This window comes from Maricaulis salignorans, from assembly GCF_900103475.1.
Classification (GTDB): Bacteria; Pseudomonadota; Alphaproteobacteria; order Caulobacterales; family Maricaulaceae; genus Maricaulis; species Maricaulis salignorans.
This window is the reverse complement of the sequence record NZ_FNHG01000002.1, coordinates 108182-124910: the sequence shown is the minus strand read 5'-3', so window position 1 is coordinate 124910 and position 16729 is coordinate 108182. Positions and strand designations below refer to the sequence as shown.

Genomic DNA, 16729 nt, shown 5'->3' with positions numbered 1-16729 from the left:
TGCGTCATTGTCCCTCATGCCGGGCAATTGCTGAGCCGGACGTTAAAACACCGCGTCGAACACGGGAAAAATTCCGGGCGGCGCACGCCAAAAATGGATGAAGGGTAAGTCAATGTATAAAACGGGAACAATGATCCTGGCGGTCGCAATGTCCGCCATGGCTTTTTCAGCCGCTCCAGCGCTCGCTCAAGATCGCGAACGTACGAGCGTTGAGGCTCCGGACTATCCGCGTGGCGCCGAGCGTCGCGGCGTCGAGGGTTATGCCGTTGTCGAATATACCGTGTCGCCTGACGGCACTGTCGAAAATCCGACGGTCGTCGAGGCACAGCCGGAAGGTGTGTTTGATCGCGCCGTCCTGAACGCGATTGAAGGCTGGAGCTATGCGCCAGCCGAGGCCTCGACCGAGGGCCTGGTCCAGCGTTTCGATTTCAGCCTGGGCGGGTAATGACCCGGGAGGCCCGGTTAGCGGACAAAAGATTCCTGCGATCGGCCAGAAAATAAGGTTTCATTTACGGGCGGCGCGTTAGCGTCGCCTGTAATTTTATGCCCGAGGCCATTAACCATAAGGTGCCAAGCCAATGAACTCCCTACTCGCCGGACTTGGAGAGAAAACCTCCAGCGTCAAGTTTCGTCTCTTGGCCGCCTTCGCTCTGTCATCCGTGATGACGCTCGTGGCTGCTGTGGTGGGTGTCACGGGCTTCAACTCGACCAATTTGGCGGTCAGCCAGATCACCAGTCGCGCCATCCCCGAGACGCTCGCCGTCGATGCGCTCAGCGAAGCCAGTCAGGGCCTCAGTGCCGTGCTGCAGGAGCTCGCCTTGTCGTCGACTTCCGACGCCCGCGTAGAAAACTTCGAACGCGCCGTCGAGCTTCGCAATGATTTGTCGCCACAACTGGAAGCGCTTCGCGTCCTCTCCGATGGTGGTGATCTGACGATCCTGAACGAGGCAGTCGCTGAATTGTCCGGCATGGTCGAGGGGATGAATACGTCCGTCGATCGCCGCCTCACGGTCCGCAATCAACGCCGAGATACGACAAATCTGGCGCGTCAGGGCCGGGTCAGCCTGGCCAGCAGTATCGAGACCGCGCTCGACAATAGCGAAGAGGGCGATGTCGAAAGCCTGCTTCGCGCCCTGCTCGCTGCCAACCAGCTCCTCATCCAGTATAATGAACTTGATATCGCTGCCTCCGACGCCGAGATCGACGCCATCTATGACCGGTATGACGAAGCGGCCGGTGAGCTCGATATCAATCTGGCACTGCTCGAACGCCCGGCCTCACCGCTGGTCCGCGACCAGGCCGACATCCTGATTGGCTATGGTGACGGTGCGACCGGCGTCTTTGAATTGCGCAAGGCCGAGCTGGCCGCGATCGCGCAAGCCGAGGTTTTCGCAGCCGAGGCCCGCATTGCCGCGTCAGCGCTTGTCACGCATGTCAGCGCCTTCAAGCAACAAGTCGCCCAGCGGGTCGATACCGCGACCTATGCCGCCAATTCCGCCGTGGTTACCGGTCGCGTCGTGCTGATCGCAATTGCCGCGATCGGTCTGGGTATCGCAGCCGGTATCGGCTGGTTCTACGTCCACATGACCCTGCTCAAGCGCATCAGCGCCATGGCCCGCACCATGCGCGCCCTCGCCGAGGGCAATAGTGACGTCAATCTGGGCTTCACGCCGGGCAATGACGAGATCGGTGACATGGCGCGCTCGGTTGATGTTTTCCGCCAGAATGCCATCGAACGCACCCGGCTGGAAGCTGAGACCCTGGAAGAACGCCGGATGAAGGAGAAGCGTGCTGCGGCGGTGGAGAGCCTGATCCAGGCCTTCGAGGAAGCCTCCGCCGACGCCATCGGTCAGGTCAGCGCGGCAGCCAACCAGATGGAATCCGCCGCCCGCACCATGAGTTCCACAGCCGCCGCCACGACCGGCAAGTCCGCTGCCGTGGCGCATGCTTCGGAAGGCGCGTCGCAAAACGTGCAGACCGTGGCCGCCGCAGCCGAGGAAATGGTGTCGTCCATTGGCGAGATCAGCCAGCAGATCGCCCGCTCAACCCAGATCGCCGGCAGCGCCGTCGACCAGGTCGAACGCACCAATGGCGACGTCCAGCGTCTCGATGATGCCGCCAAGAGCATTGATGACATTGTCGGCCTGATCAATGACATCGCCGAGCAGACCAATCTCCTCGCGCTGAACGCCACCATCGAAGCGGCTCGCGCCGGTGAGGCCGGCAAGGGCTTTGCGGTGGTGGCCTCCGAAGTGAAGGCGCTGGCCAGTCAGACCGGGGCCGCGACGCAGAATATTTCCGAGCACATTTCCGGCATTCAGAGCGCCACCTCCAAGGCGGTCGAGGCGATGTCCTCAATCGGCGGGACGATTCACGAGATGAGCGAAATCGCGACGGCCATCGCTGCGGCGATGGAAGAGCAGCGCGCTGCAGCCGGCGAAATTACCCGTTCGGCGCAGGAAGCTGCCGATGGCACGCGTGATGTGTTTGCCAATATCCAGGAAGTCGATCGTGCGACCTCGGAAACCGGTGAAAGCGCCGGTGAGGTTCTCGAGGCATCACTGGCTGTTTCACGCCAGTCGGGCAGCCTGAAAACCTCCGTCGAGCAATTCCTCACCGAGGTGCGTTCGGCCTGATCTGCAGACAACTGAAATCAGGGACCGCCCGTGGCTTGTCAGCTGCGGGCGGTCCGCGTATACGGCGTGCCTCTCTGCTTGCAGAGGGTGTGGCGGGGTAGCTCAGCTGGTTAGAGCGCAGGACTCATAATCTTGAGGTCGGGAGTTCAAGTCTCCCTCCCGCTACCATATTTTTTCGTCCGGGCGTACAGCAGCACGGACCGGCAAATCCAACATGTTCAGACGAGCACTGAGCCGGGCACCGGAGCCCTGGTGGACCCGTGACATTTAAGCGCGGTTGGCCAGATCGGGATGACTTCGGCGGCGAAGGGCGTAGACTGACACTGAATTTGAGGGTCATTGTCATGTCCACTATCCTGTCCAACAAGCTTCTGCTCGGCCTCGTCGCCATCGTTCTTATCGCCCTGACCGCCTTTCTCGTGCTGGGCTATGGTGACTTGCCAGCCATCCACATGAGCAGCCATGGCTGGTTCGCGCTGGGTTTGGGTGTTGTCTTCTCGATCATCCTTGGCGCGGTTCTCTCGGCTGTTCTGATCATCGGGCGCCGTCGCGGCTTTGACGAATCGGCCCATGAGGCCGTGATCGACCACGATCCCGAACTCTGAGATCCGGCTCAGGTGTTCTTGCTGACGGCCGCGTCTATCCAGGCGAGGAAGGCGGGCGCGGACGCCGCTTCATCAATGTCCAGCCCCACTGCGCAAGGCTCCTCATAGGGGTGGAGCGTGACGAGACGCTTGATGGCGTGCGGCGCTTCTGCGGCATTGGTCTTGAGGATCATGACGGCCTCGCTCGCCGTCTCGACCGCGCCCTGCCAGCGATAGACGCTGGTCATCCCCGGCAGGATATTGGCGCAGGCACACAAGCCCTCTTCCACGAGGGTTTGCCCGGCCGCCCTGGCGAGGGCCGCATCGGGCCAGGTGGTGTAGATCCAGCGATACTTGCTCATGGCCATCCCTTGCTCACGCGATTATAGAACGGCCATGGATACCCGACCGACATCGACCTCTGCCCTGCTACTCTTCTCCGGTGGCCAGGATTCCGCAACCTGTCTGGCCTGGGCGCTGTCGCGCTATGATCGCGTCGAGACGGTCGGTTTTGACTATGGCCAGCGCCACCATGTCGAGATGCAGGCGCGTCTCGATGTCCGTGCGGCGATGGCCGCGGCTTTCCCGGACTGGGCCACGCGGCTCGGCGAGGATCATGTCGTCGACATCGCCGGCTATGGCGCCATCGCCGAGAGCGCCCTGACCGCCGACCGGGCGATCGAGATGGCGGCTGACGGCCTGCCGACCACTTTCGTGCCGGGCCGCAATCTGGTCTTCCTCACCATTGCCTCGGCGCTGGCTTACCGGCGCGGCCATGGCGCAATGGTCGGTGGCATGTGCGAGACCGACTTCTCCGGCTATCCCGATTGCCGCCGTGCCACGATTGATGCCATGCAGCAAACGCTGAGCCTTGGTCTGGCGACTGATATCACCATCGAGACGCCGCTGATGTGGCTCGACAAGGCGCAAAGCTGGGCCCTGACCCACGAGCTTGGCGGCGACATATTGGTCGAGATCATCCGCAAGCGCAGCCATAGCTGTTATCGGGGTGATCGCAGCGAGCTGCATGATTGGGGCTATGGTTGCGGCACATGCCCGGCGTGCGAATTACGAGCCGCCGGTTGGCAACACTGGCGTAGCGGGGACGGGGCATGAAGTATTCGGTCAAAGAGATATTCATGACAGTGCAGGGCGAGGGCGGTCAGACGGGCCGGCCTGCGGTCTTCCTGCGCTTCGCCGGCTGTAATCTCTGGAGCGGCCGCGAGCAGGATCGCGCGAGCGCCGTCTGCAACTTTTGCGACACGGACTTCATCGGCATGGACGGTCCGGGCGGCGGGCGGTTCGAAACGCCGGATGATCTGGTGGCGGCTGTGGCGGCGATGTGGCCGGGCGGTGGCAGGCCCCTGGTCGTCTGTACGGGTGGTGAACCCCTGCTGCAGCTGGACGCGCGTCTGATCGATGCGCTCCATGCAGCCGGCTTTGATATCGCCGTGGAGACCAATGGCACGCTGGCCGCGCCCGACGGCATTGACTGGATCACGGTCAGTCCCAAGGGCAAGGCGCCGGTTGTGCAACGCAGCGGGCATGAGTTGAAACTCGTCTTCCCGCAGCCCGGTCTCGATCCGGCCGATTATCTGGGGTGGGACTTCAAGCGGTTTTCGCTACAGCCGATGGATGGTCCCAGCATGATGGAGAATGCCCAGGCAGCATTCGAATACTGCATCACACATCCGCAATGGACGCTCAGCCTGCAGACACATAAATGGATTGGCGCGCCCTGAGCGGCCTATTGGCGTTCGAGGAAGCCGCAGGCGGCGCTCATTTCGGCCTCTGAATCCTGCAGGAAGCGTGCGACCCGCAATATGTCGGCCGCAGCATAGCCGCCATCGCGGACCAGGCGGGCCACTTCGGTTTCCATCCCGGCCGGGTCGCTGGCGAAGCGGTAGATGCGGCCAACAACATAGAAATCACGATAATCGAGCTGGGCCGACAACCAGCCGGCGGTACAGGCGCACGATGGCACCGGATCCTGTAATTGCGTGCCGACCTGGGCGACGCAGGACCGCACGATTTCGCGCGTCATCGTCTGGCGTGATGGCGCGTCGGCGGCGTCTGACACCAGGGCCAATGCCATCAAAGAAATAATATTCGTCACGAACATGCCGCTTCCCCCCAGACCGGCTTTGGCTCGATCATCGCGCCCTGAAGCGCTTGAGTCCACCAAAGAAAAGGCGCGCCATTGCTGGCGCGCCTCTCACGATGCAATTTCCGGACCTGTCGGGCCGGTCAGGATCCGTCGGCAATCCCGGTATCGATACTGTCACCGATCTCGGCGGCGAACCGATTGAAGGTTCGGCGCGCATCACTCCAGGTGCTGGCATAGGCCGCATTGGAGATGGTGTGTGAACGCCAGGCATAGCTATAGGTCTGCAGCGTGGCCCCGGATGATGAGACCAGTTCTGCCGCGAGACTGGCGCCGCCTATTCCGAAACTCTCCATGCTCAATCCCGGCCGCGCCGCCAGAGCGGCCATGGTTGGCCGGTTGGGGTCGGCGTCGATAATTGTGACGTGCAGAACCGACCCGTTCTCGCCGAGATGACCGGCCAGCTCGCGCTCCAGATCGCTGCGCAGGATTTCCTTCAGGCGATCAAATTCCCGTTCGCCGATCTCGTCGGCCCTGGCCGCCAGTGCGTCGCCGATCTGGATCGGTGCAATCGACACGGGTTCGGCAGCGAGCGCCGCTCCGGCACTCAGCGACAGGGCCGCCGCTGCCGCCAGGGAAAATGTCTTCGTCATTAGCCGCAACATGTACGCCTCCATGAAACCAGGTCAGTGCCCCTCACTGTCAATATAACAGTTGCCGGGCCCGATTGTTAGGGGGCGCGGCCGCGAGGTGGCCTGAATTCCGGCCAGAGACTCCCGCGCCTAGCGATTGTCGTCGTCATCCTTGTCGGAGTCGGGCAGGACCAGGTCGACGGCTGCGCCGCCAACAGCGCCGACAGTCTTGACGGCTGTGCCCGCCGTGCCGATCGCGACATCGGCGACCAGGGCCGTCGCGCCAATCACCAGGCATCCTGACAGGCTTGGCGCAATCAGGGCGAGGAGCAGGATGGGGCGAAGGTATTTCATGGCAGTCTCCAGCTAACAGCCCGCCACCCTTCGCCCACAAGCCTTGCATTAGGGTGAATGCGCCGGCTTATTCCGGCACTTCCACCATCACCAGTTCCAGCGCGCTGGTCGCCTCGATCTTGATGATATCCTCATCGCGGATCGCCGCCCCATCGCGGGCGTCGAGCGCGATTCCGTTGACGGTCCCATTGCCGATCGCCAGCGTCAGATAGGCCCGGTAGCCAGGCTTCAGCGGATGGCTGACTGACTGGCCAGCCTCCAGCGTGGCGCCGAGCACCTTGGCGTCCTGGCGGATCAACAAGCCGCCATCGCGGTCCGGATCACCTGAAGCCAGCACGACCAGCTGGCCAGTGCGCTCCCCGGCCGGAAAGCGCGCGGTTTCCCAGCGGGGCTCGCCGCCGGTTTCACGCGGCAGGATCCAGATCTGGAACAGCGAAGTCGTTTCGGCTTCCTGGTTGAACTCGGAGTGGCGGATGCCGGAACCGGCCGACATCACCTGGACATCTCCCGCCATGGTGCGGCCGGCATTGCCCAGATTGTCGCGATGACTGATCGCGCCTTCGCGGACATAGGTGATAATTTCCATGTCGGCATGGGGGTGTGGCGCGAAGCCGCCATCGGCGGCGATCTCGTCATCATTCCAGACCCGCAAGGCGCCCCAGCCCATTCGCTCCGGGTCGTGATAACCGCCAAAGCTGAAATGATGCCGGGCATTGAGCCAGTCATTCCTGAACCGGCCGAGAGTGTCGAATGCGCGTTTCTCGATCATGATTGATCTCCATCTGTCTGTGTTGAAACGACAGATAGGACCCACGGACGACGGCAGAAACGGGGGAGTCAGATGTTGAATTATTCCGTAGCGGCACTAATCGAGCGGCGTCGAAGCTCGGCCTATTTACCTTCGCGCCACCAGCCCAGCCCCATGAAGGCCGCGATCAGCAATGCGATCATCAGTGCGGGCAGGACCGGGCGAGCCTGCGAGGCGCGTACGATGTAGCGTTCATTGCGTTGCAGTCCGAGCCAGCCGCGACCGGACTGGTCGGCCCCCAGCCGCGTGCGGCGCAGATCGGGCAGACGGGCGTCGGCGCCTTCACCAATCGCGAACAAGCCGCCTCCACTGGCATCGAGCACAGCTGCAAGCGTGTCACCGGTTGGCCGCAGATCGGCATATTCCAGCGGATTGAGCGGTCCGAGCGCCGCAACCGTCGTCAGATCGCCCGAGCGCAAGCGGACGAGGCCGGAGCCTTCCGCCGGGATGGCCGCGGAGTAGCGGCCATCGGCATCCAGACTCATGCTGGCGATTTGCTGCTCGCCATTGGGCCAGGTGATCTGCAGCGGCGGCGCGGTATCAGCCAGGGTGACGCGATTGGCGTGCAGCTCGCCATCATTGGCGTAGGCGGTCAGTCTTTCTTCCTCGAGTTCAGGCTCGCGCATCAGCCAGTGGGAGACTCGCCGGAACATTTCCGCATACGGGCCGCCGCCCTCAAAGCCGCGTGCCCACAGCCAGGTCTGGTCGCTCATGACAATCGCCGCACGGCCTTCGCCGGAGCGCTGGACCACCAGGAGTGGATTGCCGTCCGGCGCCTCCAGCAGGGTCTCTCCACCGAGCGACACGCCGTGAATTTCGCGCAACCAGCGTCCCCAGGTCGGATTTTCGCCGCCGCCTTCAAGCCCGGCCGTGACCGGGTGGCGCAGGCCGGCCGCTGTCGGCTGTGGCGTGAAGCCGCCATCGGTGATGTAGCCCGTCGGCCGAACCGGCAGGACGGCGGCCAGCGGCGTCCGGTAGAGGCTCGGGCCGCCCGCGAAAGGCGGGCCGGCTGTGACCAGAAGCGCGCCGCCATCTTCAACATACCGCGCGATATAGTCGAAATAGATCGGCGGCATGATATTGCGCCGGCGATAGCGGTCGAAAATCACCAGATCGAATTCGCTCAGGCGCTCCACGAACAATTCCTGGACCGGGAAGCCGATCAGGGCCAGTTCTTCGACCGGCGTGCTGTCTTGCCGGTCTGGCGGCCGCAGAATGGTGAAGTGAACCAGATCGACCGACGGGTCGGATTTGAGAAGATTGCGCCAGGCGCGGGCACCATTGTGCGGTTCGCCGGTCACCAGCAGAACGCGCAAACGGTCACGCACGCCGTTTACCGAGACGGCGGCGCGATTATTGATCAGGGACAATTCCTGCGGGCCCGGTTCGACCTCGGCCTCGATCACATTCTGGCCGCGGCGTTCCACCGGCACTTCAACCCGGGTGGAACGGCCGATCGGGATGCGATGGGTCTGCGGATCACCGCCCTCGAAGCGGAAGGAGACCATCGCCGTGCCCTGCATGGCATCGTCCTCGACGCGGAGCACGAAGGCGACAGTCTGACCCACAATGCCATAGCGCGGCGCTTCCTCGATCACGAGGCGTCGGTCGCCGGCATTGCGGTCACCGGCCATCGCCTGATGCACCGGGGCGTTGAGATTGAGCACAGTCGGATCGGGCGGCGCGTCGTGGATCTGGCCGTCCGTTGTCAGAATGACCCCGGCCAAGCGGTCAGGCGGCACGCTGGCCAGCGCGCCATTGAGGGCTTCGAACAGCATGGTGCCATCGGCGCTGGTGCCGGCGTCCACTTCAACCAGCTCAAGCATGGGATCGGTCTCGGCCTGCTGGCGCAGGGCATCGGCCATCGCATCGGCTGCAAGTGTGCGTTCGCCGACCTCCATGCTGGCGCTTCGGTCCGTCACCAGGACCGCGATGTCGGCCAGCGGATCGCGCTCTTCCTCGACCAGCGAGGAGTTGGCCAGAGCGAGCGCCAGGACCAGAACGGCGAGGCTGCGCCACAGCCAGCCGGCCAGTTTCTGCCAGGCGCCGAGAAGGATGGCCAGCAGGGCGAAACCAGTCAGTCCCGCCAGTAGCGGCCAGGGGATGAGCGGTGCAAAATCGAGGGCGGTCGCGTTCATTGGCCCAGCCTCTCGAGAATGTCAGGAACATGGACCTGGTCGGCCTTGTAATTTCCGGTCAGGGCATACATCGCGATATTGACGCCGAAGCGGAATGCCATTTCGCGCTGGCGATCCCCGCCCTCGACCGGTGCGGAGGGCCGCCCGGTCGCATCGACAGCCCAGGCCGACGCCCAGTCATTGGCACCGATGATGACGCCGGATGTGCCGTCGCGTGAAGCCCCGTCAGGATTGGCCTCGACCCAGACCGGGCTGCCCGAGAAGCGGCCGGGGAAATCCTGCAGCAGGTAGAAGGAACGGGTCAGCACATGGTCGCTGGGCACAGGTCCGAGTGGCGGTAGATCGATACTGTCGAGGATGGTCAGCAATCCGGGGTGCGGCGCGCCGGCACGCAGCATGGCGACATCGGCATCCTGGGTGTCAAACACGATCAATCCGCCCGATTGCAGATAGGAGCTGACGCGTGCCGCAGCTTCCGGTGACAGGGCGCGGGCATCGCGGGCGACCGGCCAGTAGATCATCGGGAAGAAGATCAGCGGGTCCGTCTCGACATTGATCGCCATGGGCGGCGCCGGCTCGATGGCGCTGCGCCGGGTGACTTCCTGACTGAGACCGGTCAGCCCGGCCTGACTGCGGGCATCGATCGCCGCATTGCCGGTGACGACATAGGCGAAGTGCAGATCCAGCGCCGCTTCAAGCGCGAAACTGTCATCGCTGACAGGCGGTGGCGGTGTGGTCGTCGGCTGAGCCTCGGCTGATGGTGCGAGCGGCAGGGCGAGGGCGATCAGCCAGGCCGTCGCTGCCGTCCCGAACAGGCGTAGCGGCAAGCGGCCCGCCAGTGCCAGCGCGAGCACGACATCCAGCGCCAGCATGATCAGGGCGGTCGAGAGCAGGGCGGCGATGAAACGGAGCGGGCGAGGCCCGTCCAACCCGGCAAACCGGGCGCCCGGCAAGTCGCGCGGCAGGGCCGTGATCGCCGTGTCCGCCTTGATCACGTTCAGCGCCGCGGTCGCCGAACCGAGCCGGTAGAGGCCCGGCGGCGAGATCGGACTGGCGCTGGCACTCTCCCAGTTTGCGGCGACAATCGGACGGGCGCTATTGGGCGCAGTGGTCATCTCACCGCCGGCATCAAGCGCGCGGTCGAGCAGCCAGGCACCATTCGCCGGACCGGTCGCTGGCCCGCCCTGGGCGAGGCCGAGGACGCGTTGCAGCATGCGGGGATAGAGGCCTGACAGCGGCAGATCCGACCAGTCGGGTCCGGCAGTGACATGGAAGAGCACGATCCAGCCGCGGCCGCGCCGGACGGCGGTGACCAGCGGGGTGCCGTCCTCGAGCCGGGCCCAGACCCGATCCGGAGTGGCGCTGCCCGGCTGGGCGAGAACCTGGCGGTCGACGGTGGCGGTGGCATCGGGCGGCAGGCCGGCAAATGGGGAATCATCACCGAAACGCGCGATGCGCTGGGGTTCTTCCCAGTTGAGCGCACCGCCGAGCAGGCGGCCACCGATCCGCAAATCGACCGGGAGAAGATTGTCGCTGCGTGCGGCCAGACGCGGCCCGGCGAAGCGGATCAGCACACCGCCATTGGCGACGAATTCGCCGATCCGCGCATCATCAGTACGGGCGTCATCGACCATCACCAGGGCGGCAGATTCAGTTTCAAGCAATTCGTCTAACGTGCCGCGAGCTGGCTGCGAGAAGGGCGCTATGGCGCTTTCAACATAGTGCAGGTCCGAGAGCAGGGGCTGGCCGTCTTCCCGTGTCGCGTCGATCAGGCCGACGCGGGGGCGGCGCCATTGATCGCCCATCAGACGGACCGAGCCGGCTGTTCCCGGGCCTTCAACGCGCAGGCTGGCGATCCGGTTGCGCAGATCGAGCGGCAGGCTCAGTTCCGACCGGGCAATGCCGCTATCGGCATCGAAGCTCAGATCGGTGCGGGCGATGGCGCGTCCATCATTGCCCAGTGCTGTGATCGCGGCAGTGCGCGGCAGACTGGTCGCGACACGGCGCAATTCGATCGCCAGTCCCGAGGCGGTGGGCTCGGGCGGTGCCATCGCCAGCGCGGCGCGGCCATTATCGGGTTCAATGATGCGCACATCACCCAGACCTGAGAGCACGCGGGCCAGCGCGCGGCTGCCATCACTGTCCATCCCGTCGCTGAGCCAGGTCACGGCCATCGCATCGGCCAGAGCGCCATCGCTGCGGGCTGCGGCGACGCGGCTGGCGGCGCTGTCACGGTCGGTGCCCCAGGCCATCGGACTGGCCGTGGCGAGCAGGCGGCGAGCGGCGTCGGGCCGATCAAGGCGGAGCGGTGCGGGGGCTTCGCCGCTATTGGCCGTGAACATGATGGCGGCGAGCCGTCCGTCGCGCTCTGCCTCGTCGAGCAGGCGGATAGCCTCGCGGCTTGTGGCGTCCCAGTTCGCTGCGCCGGCCCAGCCATTATCGACGACGATCAATTCGGGCCGGGTCTCGTCGATCACCGCAGGCGGTGTCCAGACCGGACGCGACAGGCCGAGGATCACCAGAGCCGCGATCAGTAGACGGAACAGGATCAGCCACCAGGGCGCGTGTTGCGGGGTTTCGGCATCGTCCGGCGCGCCGAACAAGAGGCGCAAGGGCGGGAAGACCGCACGCCGCGGCGCCGGCGGGGTGGCGCGCAGCAACAGCCACAATATGGGCAGGCTCAGCAGGCCGATCAGGGCCAGCGGTGCGCCAAAGGAGAGGGGGCCGAGTGCAAACATCTAGGCGTCCCTCGCCAGAGCCCGGTACAGCGCCAGCACGGCACTGGTTGCGGGCAGGTCGGTGCGATGGGTGACAACCGACCAGCCGAACTGGCGCGCGAGCGCAGCCAGGGCCTCGCCATGCTCGGCCCAGCGCTGGCGATAGGTGCTGCGCGCTTCTTCGGCGCGTCCAAACAACAAGCCTTCGCCGCCGCCTGGATTCTCAAACCGGGTGCGGCCGGAATAGGGGAAGTCTTCCTCGGCCGGATCGACGATGCGCATCAGCACGCCTTCCGCTTCCATGGTCGAGAAACGCGACAGGCGCGCGGCCCAGGTTTCGGGCGGATCGAGGAAATCACTGGCCAGCACGACGCGCCCGAACCGGCCGATATTGGGCGCTTCGACCGCGGTCATATCGCCAGGGCCAAGTGCCAGGCGGCGCGAGGTGCGCTCCAGACCTAGAGCGCCGGTACGGGCAATCGCCGATTCGCCGAGCACGGCGACACGCTCACCGCCCTGGGTGAGCAATGCCGCCATGGCAATCTGGCACACGGCGGCGCGGTCGATCTTGCTGGCATGGTCTTTCGAGGAGGAGAAGCGCATTGACGGCGAGCCATCGCGCCACAGCCAAACAGTGTTGGCGGCCTCCCACTCATTCTGGCGTACGAAGAGCTGGTCGCTGCGCGCCGACTGGCGCCAGTCGACCGCAGCGCGACCGTCCTCGGGGCGATGGTGCCGATATTGCCAGAAGCTCTCGCCGACGCCGGCGCGGCGCCGTCCGTGCACACCCTGGGCGACCGTCGCGGCAATGCGCGTCGCTTCGGCCATCAGGGCCGGCAGGGTTGCGGCGGCCGCTTCGCCCTGATGGCGCAGCTGCACAACGCGCGATTCCGAATGGCGATCGACGCCGTCGCTCATGGGATCAGGCCGCCCGCTCGGCGAGGGATTTGATCAGGCCTTCCAGCGTGTGTCCGTCGGCACGCGCCGCAAAAGACAGCGCCATGCGGTGTTTCAGAACCGGTTCGGCCAGCGCCGCAACGTCCTCGGTCGAGGGCGCCAGACGGCCCTGCAACAGGGCGCGGGCGCGGCAGGCCAGCATCAGCGCCTGACCGGCGCGCGGGCCAGGGCCCCAGGAGACGCCGGTGCGCACGGCATCGACATCGGTCTCTTCCGGACGCGCCAGGCGCAGCAGGTCGAGAATGGCGTCGAGGACTTTCTCGCCGACCGGCAAGGCGCGGACCAGGGCCTGGAGTTTGAGAATCTCGGCGGCGTCGAGCACTTTGACCGCATCGGTGCTGGCAGCACCGGTAGTGGCGAGCAGGACCTGACGTTCGGCCTCACGGGTCGGGTAGGGAATGTCGACGCGCAGCAGGAAACGGTCGAGCTGGGCTTCGGGCAGCGGATAGGTGCCTTCCTGCTCGATCGGGTTCTGGGTCGCCAGGACATGGAAGGGCTGGGGCAGGTCATGGCGTTCGCCGGCAATGGTGACATGGCCTTCCTGCATCGCCTGCAACAAGGCGGCCTGGGTACGGGGACTGGCGCGGTTGATTTCGTCGGCCATCAGCAGGCGACAGAAGATCGGGCCGGGCAGGAAGCGGAAATGGCGTTTGCCATCATCGGATTCTTCGAGGATTTCCGAGCCGAGAATGTCGGCGGGCATCAGATCGGGGGTGAACTGGATGCGCTTGGTCTCGAGCCCGGTCGCAACCGCAATCGCCTGAACCAGTCGCGTCTTGGCGAGGCCGGGAGCGCCGACCAGCAGGGCGTGACCGCCTGACAGGATGGCCGCAAGGCAAAGTTCGACCTCGTCCTCGAGGCCGAAAATAACCTGGCCAATCGAGTCGCGAACCTGCTGCAAACGGGCCGTAGCTGCGTCTGCCTGGGCAATTAAGTCTGTACCGGCTTCATTCATCTCGGTCATCGTCCTAAAATCCTTCGCGATACAGATGGTTCATATGCCAATTTGCTCATCATGAGCATGGCGTCACGCATGAAAGCTGTCCATGGCCTCAACGCCTGAAATGCCAGATGCAATGCAGTCCCTGCTGCAAGCGGCGCGCAGTGCCGGCGACGGCCTGCCGCCGGTCGAGCGCTGGCACCCGGAATATTGCGGTGAGATGGACATGGTCATCAAACGGGATGGCTCGTGGTGGCATGAGGGAAAACGCATTACCCGCCAGCCTCTGTCACGGCTGTTTTCCACAATCTTGCGAAAAGATGACGACGGCGTTCATTATCTTGTGACCCCGGTCGAGAAAATCGCCATCAAGGTCGAGGTCGCGCCCTTTGTGGCCGTGCGAGTCGATGCGACGGGGGAGGGCGAGGCGCAGTCGCTGATATTCACGACGAATTTCGATGATCTGGCGGAGGCCGGACCGGAGCACCCGATCAATGTGCGCATTGATCCCGTTACTGGCGAGCCGACACCGCTGGTGCGTATCCGCGGTGGCCTGGATGCCCTGATGACGCGGCCGGTCTTTTACGAACTGGCCGAACTGGCGGTTGAACATGACGGCGTGACCGGAGTGTGGAGCGGTGGTGCTTTCTTTGCGCTGGAGCAGGCCAATGCCAGCGGTTAAGGGCCTGCTCGATCTGATGCGCCAGCGGCTCGACCCGGTCGATGGCGATGGCGGTACGGGGTTTCGCGGTGATGGGGATCTCAATGGGCTGCCGTCGCCGAGCGGTCGCAAATTGCGCCCGGCCGCCGTATTGGCGCCGCTGATCCTGCATGACGGCCCACCGCGCCTGCTCTTCACCGAGCGCGCCAGCCATTTGCTCAAACATCCCGGCCAGATCAGCTTTCCCGGTGGCAGTCTGGACCCTGGCGATGCGGGGCCGGCGCAGGCGGCCCTGCGCGAGGTTGAGGAAGAGATCGGGGTCAGTGCTGACCATGTCGAGCTGGTGGGCCGTTTTGAATCCTACGAGACCGGCACCGGATTTCAGATCACGCCCTTTGTCGGGGTTCTCAGACCAGGATATGACCTCAAACCCGACCCGGGCGAAGTCGCCAGCGTATTCGAGGCCCCCTTCGATTTTCTGATGGACCCGCTCAATCATCAACAGCGCTCGGGTGTCTGGCAGGGGCAGGAACGGCATTACTATGCCATGCCCTGGGAAGATCGCTATATATGGGGTGTCACGGCGGGCTTGTTGAAGTCGCTGCACGACAAGCTGTATGGGTAAGTCATGATCCGCATCACAATTATCGAAATTGCCTCATTCCTCCTGCCCTTCCTGATCTTCTTCATCTGGCGCTGGCAGTCCAATTCCGAACACCCGATCGAGGCGACGCCGACACTGCGGCTTGCTGCGATCGGGGCCGGGCTGTCGATCCTTGTCATGATTGCGCTGGTCTTGCTGGAGTCGAGCCAGGGTGGGCATGAAGGCGAGCTCTACGTGCCGTCACGCATGGTCGATGGCCGCGTTGTCCCGGGGTATTTTGTGCCTGTCGAAGGAGCGGAGGCGACAGAGCCCGACCCGGGTGACGCCTCCGACCCGCAATGAAGCTGGCCTGGCAGGCCGGCTCCCGGCTTGATCCGGCAGAGCATGCCTGGATGCGCGATCCGGCAACACAGGCCGTGATGGCAGCGCTTGAGGCTGCACAGCCAGGGGGCTCCCGCTTCGTCGGCGGATGCGTGCGCAATGCTTTGCTTGGCAAGGCTGTCGCCGATGTCGACATCGCGACCCGTCTCCTGCCGGAGCAGGTGATCGCTGCGGCTCGGGCGGCGGGTCTCAAGCCCGTGCCGACCGGTATCCGCCACGGCACGATTTCTGTGATCTCTGCCGGCCGTCCGTTCGAGGTGACGACGCTGCGCCGTGATGTCGAGACCGATGGCCGGCGCGCTGTGGTCGCCTTCACACAGGACTGGCGTGAGGACGCAAGGCGCCGCGATTTTCGGCTCAATGCGCTATATGCCGATTTCGATGGCATAATTCATGACCCGACCGGCGGGCTATCTGATCTAGACCCCTGCCGTTTTGTGTTTGTCGGATCCGCTGAGGACCGGATCCGGGAGGACTATCTGCGCACTTTGCGCCTGTTCCGCTTCGAGGCCTGGTATGGCTCCGGATCGCCTGATGCAGAGGGCCTTGCAGCCGCGCGGCGGTTGAAGGCGGGGCTTCGCAGCCTGTCAGCAGAACGCGTCTGGTCGGAGCTGAAAAAACTGCTCTCCGCGCCCGACCCTGGACCGGCCGTGGCTCTGATGGCCGAACATGAAATCCTGTCAGAAATTCTGGGAGTGAACGGATCCTTAAGAATCCTTGTAGGTATTATAAACCAAGATATCTCTGCCGGTCTGGAACCTGACCCGCTTTTGCGGTTTGTGGCTCTCATTGGCGGTGGGCCCGAAAGGATCAGAATCATGGCAGCCAAACTCAAAATGTCGAATGCCGAGAGCCGGCGCCTGCAGGGCGCAGTCGATCCGTCCCTGTGCGGCGAGGTCGAAGCAGCCTTCACCGACATGGCCGCAGCGGAACGCGCGATCATGTCGCTCGGCGCGCGTGCTTTCGAAGACCAGGTGCGGCTGTCTGCGGCCGGTGATGTGGCTCCGCCACCGCGCGACTGGACCCTGCTGGCCAAGTTCGCCCGTGAATGGCAACAGCCCGATTTCCCGGTATCCGGCGGTGACCTCATCCTGCTGGGCTATGAACCCGGCCCGATGCTCGGTGATGCGATGGATGCGCTCAAGGCCCACTGGATCGCTGAACGCTTCGAGCCGACCAAGGAAGAATTGATCGCGCGCCTGAAGCACTAGCA

Annotated in this window: 18 protein-coding genes and 1 tRNA gene; 10 read left to right on the top strand and 9 right to left on the bottom strand. The window is 64.3% G+C overall.

Translation table 11 applies throughout. The annotated features are described in order from the left end of the window. The first annotated feature begins 157 nt into the window (after window positions 1–157). From BLT42_RS02410 to BLT42_RS02395, 4 genes are all read left to right on the top strand, one after another. Entirely contained in the window at window positions 158–445 is a 288-nt protein-coding gene (locus BLT42_RS02410; RefSeq protein WP_233342265.1) for an energy transducer TonB, read from the top strand. Between the two features lie 133 nt (window positions 446–578). Continuing rightward, complete coding sequence (locus tag BLT42_RS02405) at window positions 579–2636, top strand: methyl-accepting chemotaxis protein (protein ID WP_091766238.1); 2058 nt, start codon at window positions 579–581, stop codon at window positions 2634–2636. Window positions 2637–2727: 91 nt separating this feature from the next. Then, a tRNA-Met gene (locus BLT42_RS02400) sits at window positions 2728–2804 on the top strand. 176 nt (window positions 2805–2980) lie between these two features. After that, on the top strand, window positions 2981–3241 hold the full coding sequence (locus tag BLT42_RS02395; RefSeq protein ID WP_091766235.1) for an Asp23/Gls24 family envelope stress response protein: 261 nt from the start codon (window positions 2981–2983) through the stop codon (window positions 3239–3241). Between the two features lie 8 nt (window positions 3242–3249). On the opposite strand, the gene cutA is transcribed toward BLT42_RS02395, so the two are convergent. Further along, entirely contained in the window at window positions 3250–3582 is a 333-nt protein-coding gene (gene cutA, locus BLT42_RS02390; RefSeq protein ID WP_176780214.1) for a divalent-cation tolerance protein CutA, read from the bottom strand. Between the two features lie 34 nt (window positions 3583–3616). Here cutA and queC point away from each other — a divergent pair, with 34 nt between their 5' ends. Beyond that, complete coding sequence (queC, locus tag BLT42_RS02385) at window positions 3617–4336, top strand: 7-cyano-7-deazaguanine synthase QueC (protein ID WP_091766230.1); 720 nt, start codon at window positions 3617–3619, stop codon at window positions 4334–4336. Next, on the top strand, window positions 4333–4962 hold the full coding sequence (gene queE, locus BLT42_RS02380) for a 7-carboxy-7-deazaguanine synthase (RefSeq protein WP_091766227.1): 630 nt from the start codon (window positions 4333–4335) through the stop codon (window positions 4960–4962). Before queC ends, queE begins: the two co-directional genes overlap by 4 nt. A gap of 5 nt (window positions 4963–4967) precedes the next feature. On the opposite strand, the gene BLT42_RS02375 is transcribed toward queE, so the two are convergent. The 8 genes from BLT42_RS02375 to BLT42_RS02340 form a co-directional block, all read right to left on the bottom strand. After that, a complete protein-coding gene (locus BLT42_RS02375) occupies window positions 4968–5342 on the bottom strand; it encodes a hypothetical protein (RefSeq protein ID WP_091766224.1) in 375 nt (124 codons plus the stop codon). A 125-nt stretch (window positions 5343–5467) separates the two neighbouring features. Beyond that, the gene (locus tag BLT42_RS02370; protein ID WP_091766221.1) at window positions 5468–5977 is read right to left on the bottom strand and encodes a DUF3313 domain-containing protein; all 510 of its coding nucleotides are present in this window, start codon (window positions 5975–5977) and stop codon (window positions 5468–5470) included. 129 nt (window positions 5978–6106) lie between these two features. Then, complete coding sequence (locus BLT42_RS02365; RefSeq protein WP_091766218.1) at window positions 6107–6310, bottom strand: hypothetical protein; 204 nt, start codon at window positions 6308–6310, stop codon at window positions 6107–6109. A gap of 67 nt (window positions 6311–6377) precedes the next feature. Then, window positions 6378–7079 carry a pirin family protein gene (locus BLT42_RS02360; protein ID WP_091766216.1) on the bottom strand — a complete coding sequence of 234 codons (702 nt, stop codon included), beginning with the start codon at window positions 7077–7079 and terminating at the stop codon, window positions 6378–6380. 122 nt (window positions 7080–7201) lie between these two features. Next, complete coding sequence (locus BLT42_RS02355; protein ID WP_091766213.1) at window positions 7202–9256, bottom strand: hypothetical protein; 2055 nt, start codon at window positions 9254–9256, stop codon at window positions 7202–7204. Then, window positions 9253–11994: a DUF4159 domain-containing protein gene (locus BLT42_RS02350; protein WP_091766210.1), complete on the bottom strand. Its 2742-nt coding sequence runs from the start codon at window positions 11992–11994 to the stop codon at window positions 9253–9255. Before BLT42_RS02350 ends, BLT42_RS02355 begins: the two co-directional genes overlap by 4 nt. After that, window positions 11995–12891, bottom strand: coding sequence for a DUF58 domain-containing protein (locus BLT42_RS02345; RefSeq protein ID WP_091766207.1), 897 nt, complete (start codon window positions 12889–12891; stop codon window positions 11995–11997). It abuts the gene before it with no gap. A gap of 4 nt (window positions 12892–12895) precedes the next feature. After that, window positions 12896–13894, bottom strand: coding sequence for an AAA family ATPase (locus BLT42_RS02340; RefSeq protein ID WP_091766204.1), 999 nt, complete (start codon window positions 13892–13894; stop codon window positions 12896–12898). Between the two features lie 100 nt (window positions 13895–13994). Between BLT42_RS02340 and BLT42_RS02335 the strand changes: the two genes are divergently transcribed. From BLT42_RS02335 to BLT42_RS02320, 4 genes are read left to right on the top strand one after another with little or no spacing between them, the layout of a single operon-like run. Next, the gene (locus BLT42_RS02335) at window positions 13995–14552 is read left to right on the top strand and encodes a DUF1285 domain-containing protein (protein ID WP_233342264.1); all 558 of its coding nucleotides are present in this window, start codon (window positions 13995–13997) and stop codon (window positions 14550–14552) included. Next, window positions 14539–15156, top strand: coding sequence for an NUDIX hydrolase (locus BLT42_RS02330; protein ID WP_091766199.1), 618 nt, complete (start codon window positions 14539–14541; stop codon window positions 15154–15156). The genes BLT42_RS02335 and BLT42_RS02330 overlap by 14 nt, the downstream gene beginning before the upstream one ends. Before the next feature lie 3 nt (window positions 15157–15159). Beyond that, window positions 15160–15477: a DUF6111 family protein gene (locus BLT42_RS02325; protein ID WP_091766196.1), complete on the top strand. Its 318-nt coding sequence runs from the start codon at window positions 15160–15162 to the stop codon at window positions 15475–15477. Next, the gene (locus tag BLT42_RS02320) at window positions 15474–16727 is read left to right on the top strand and encodes a CCA tRNA nucleotidyltransferase (RefSeq protein WP_233342263.1); all 1254 of its coding nucleotides are present in this window, start codon (window positions 15474–15476) and stop codon (window positions 16725–16727) included. Before BLT42_RS02325 ends, BLT42_RS02320 begins: the two co-directional genes overlap by 4 nt. Window positions 16728–16729: the final 2 nt, after the last annotated feature.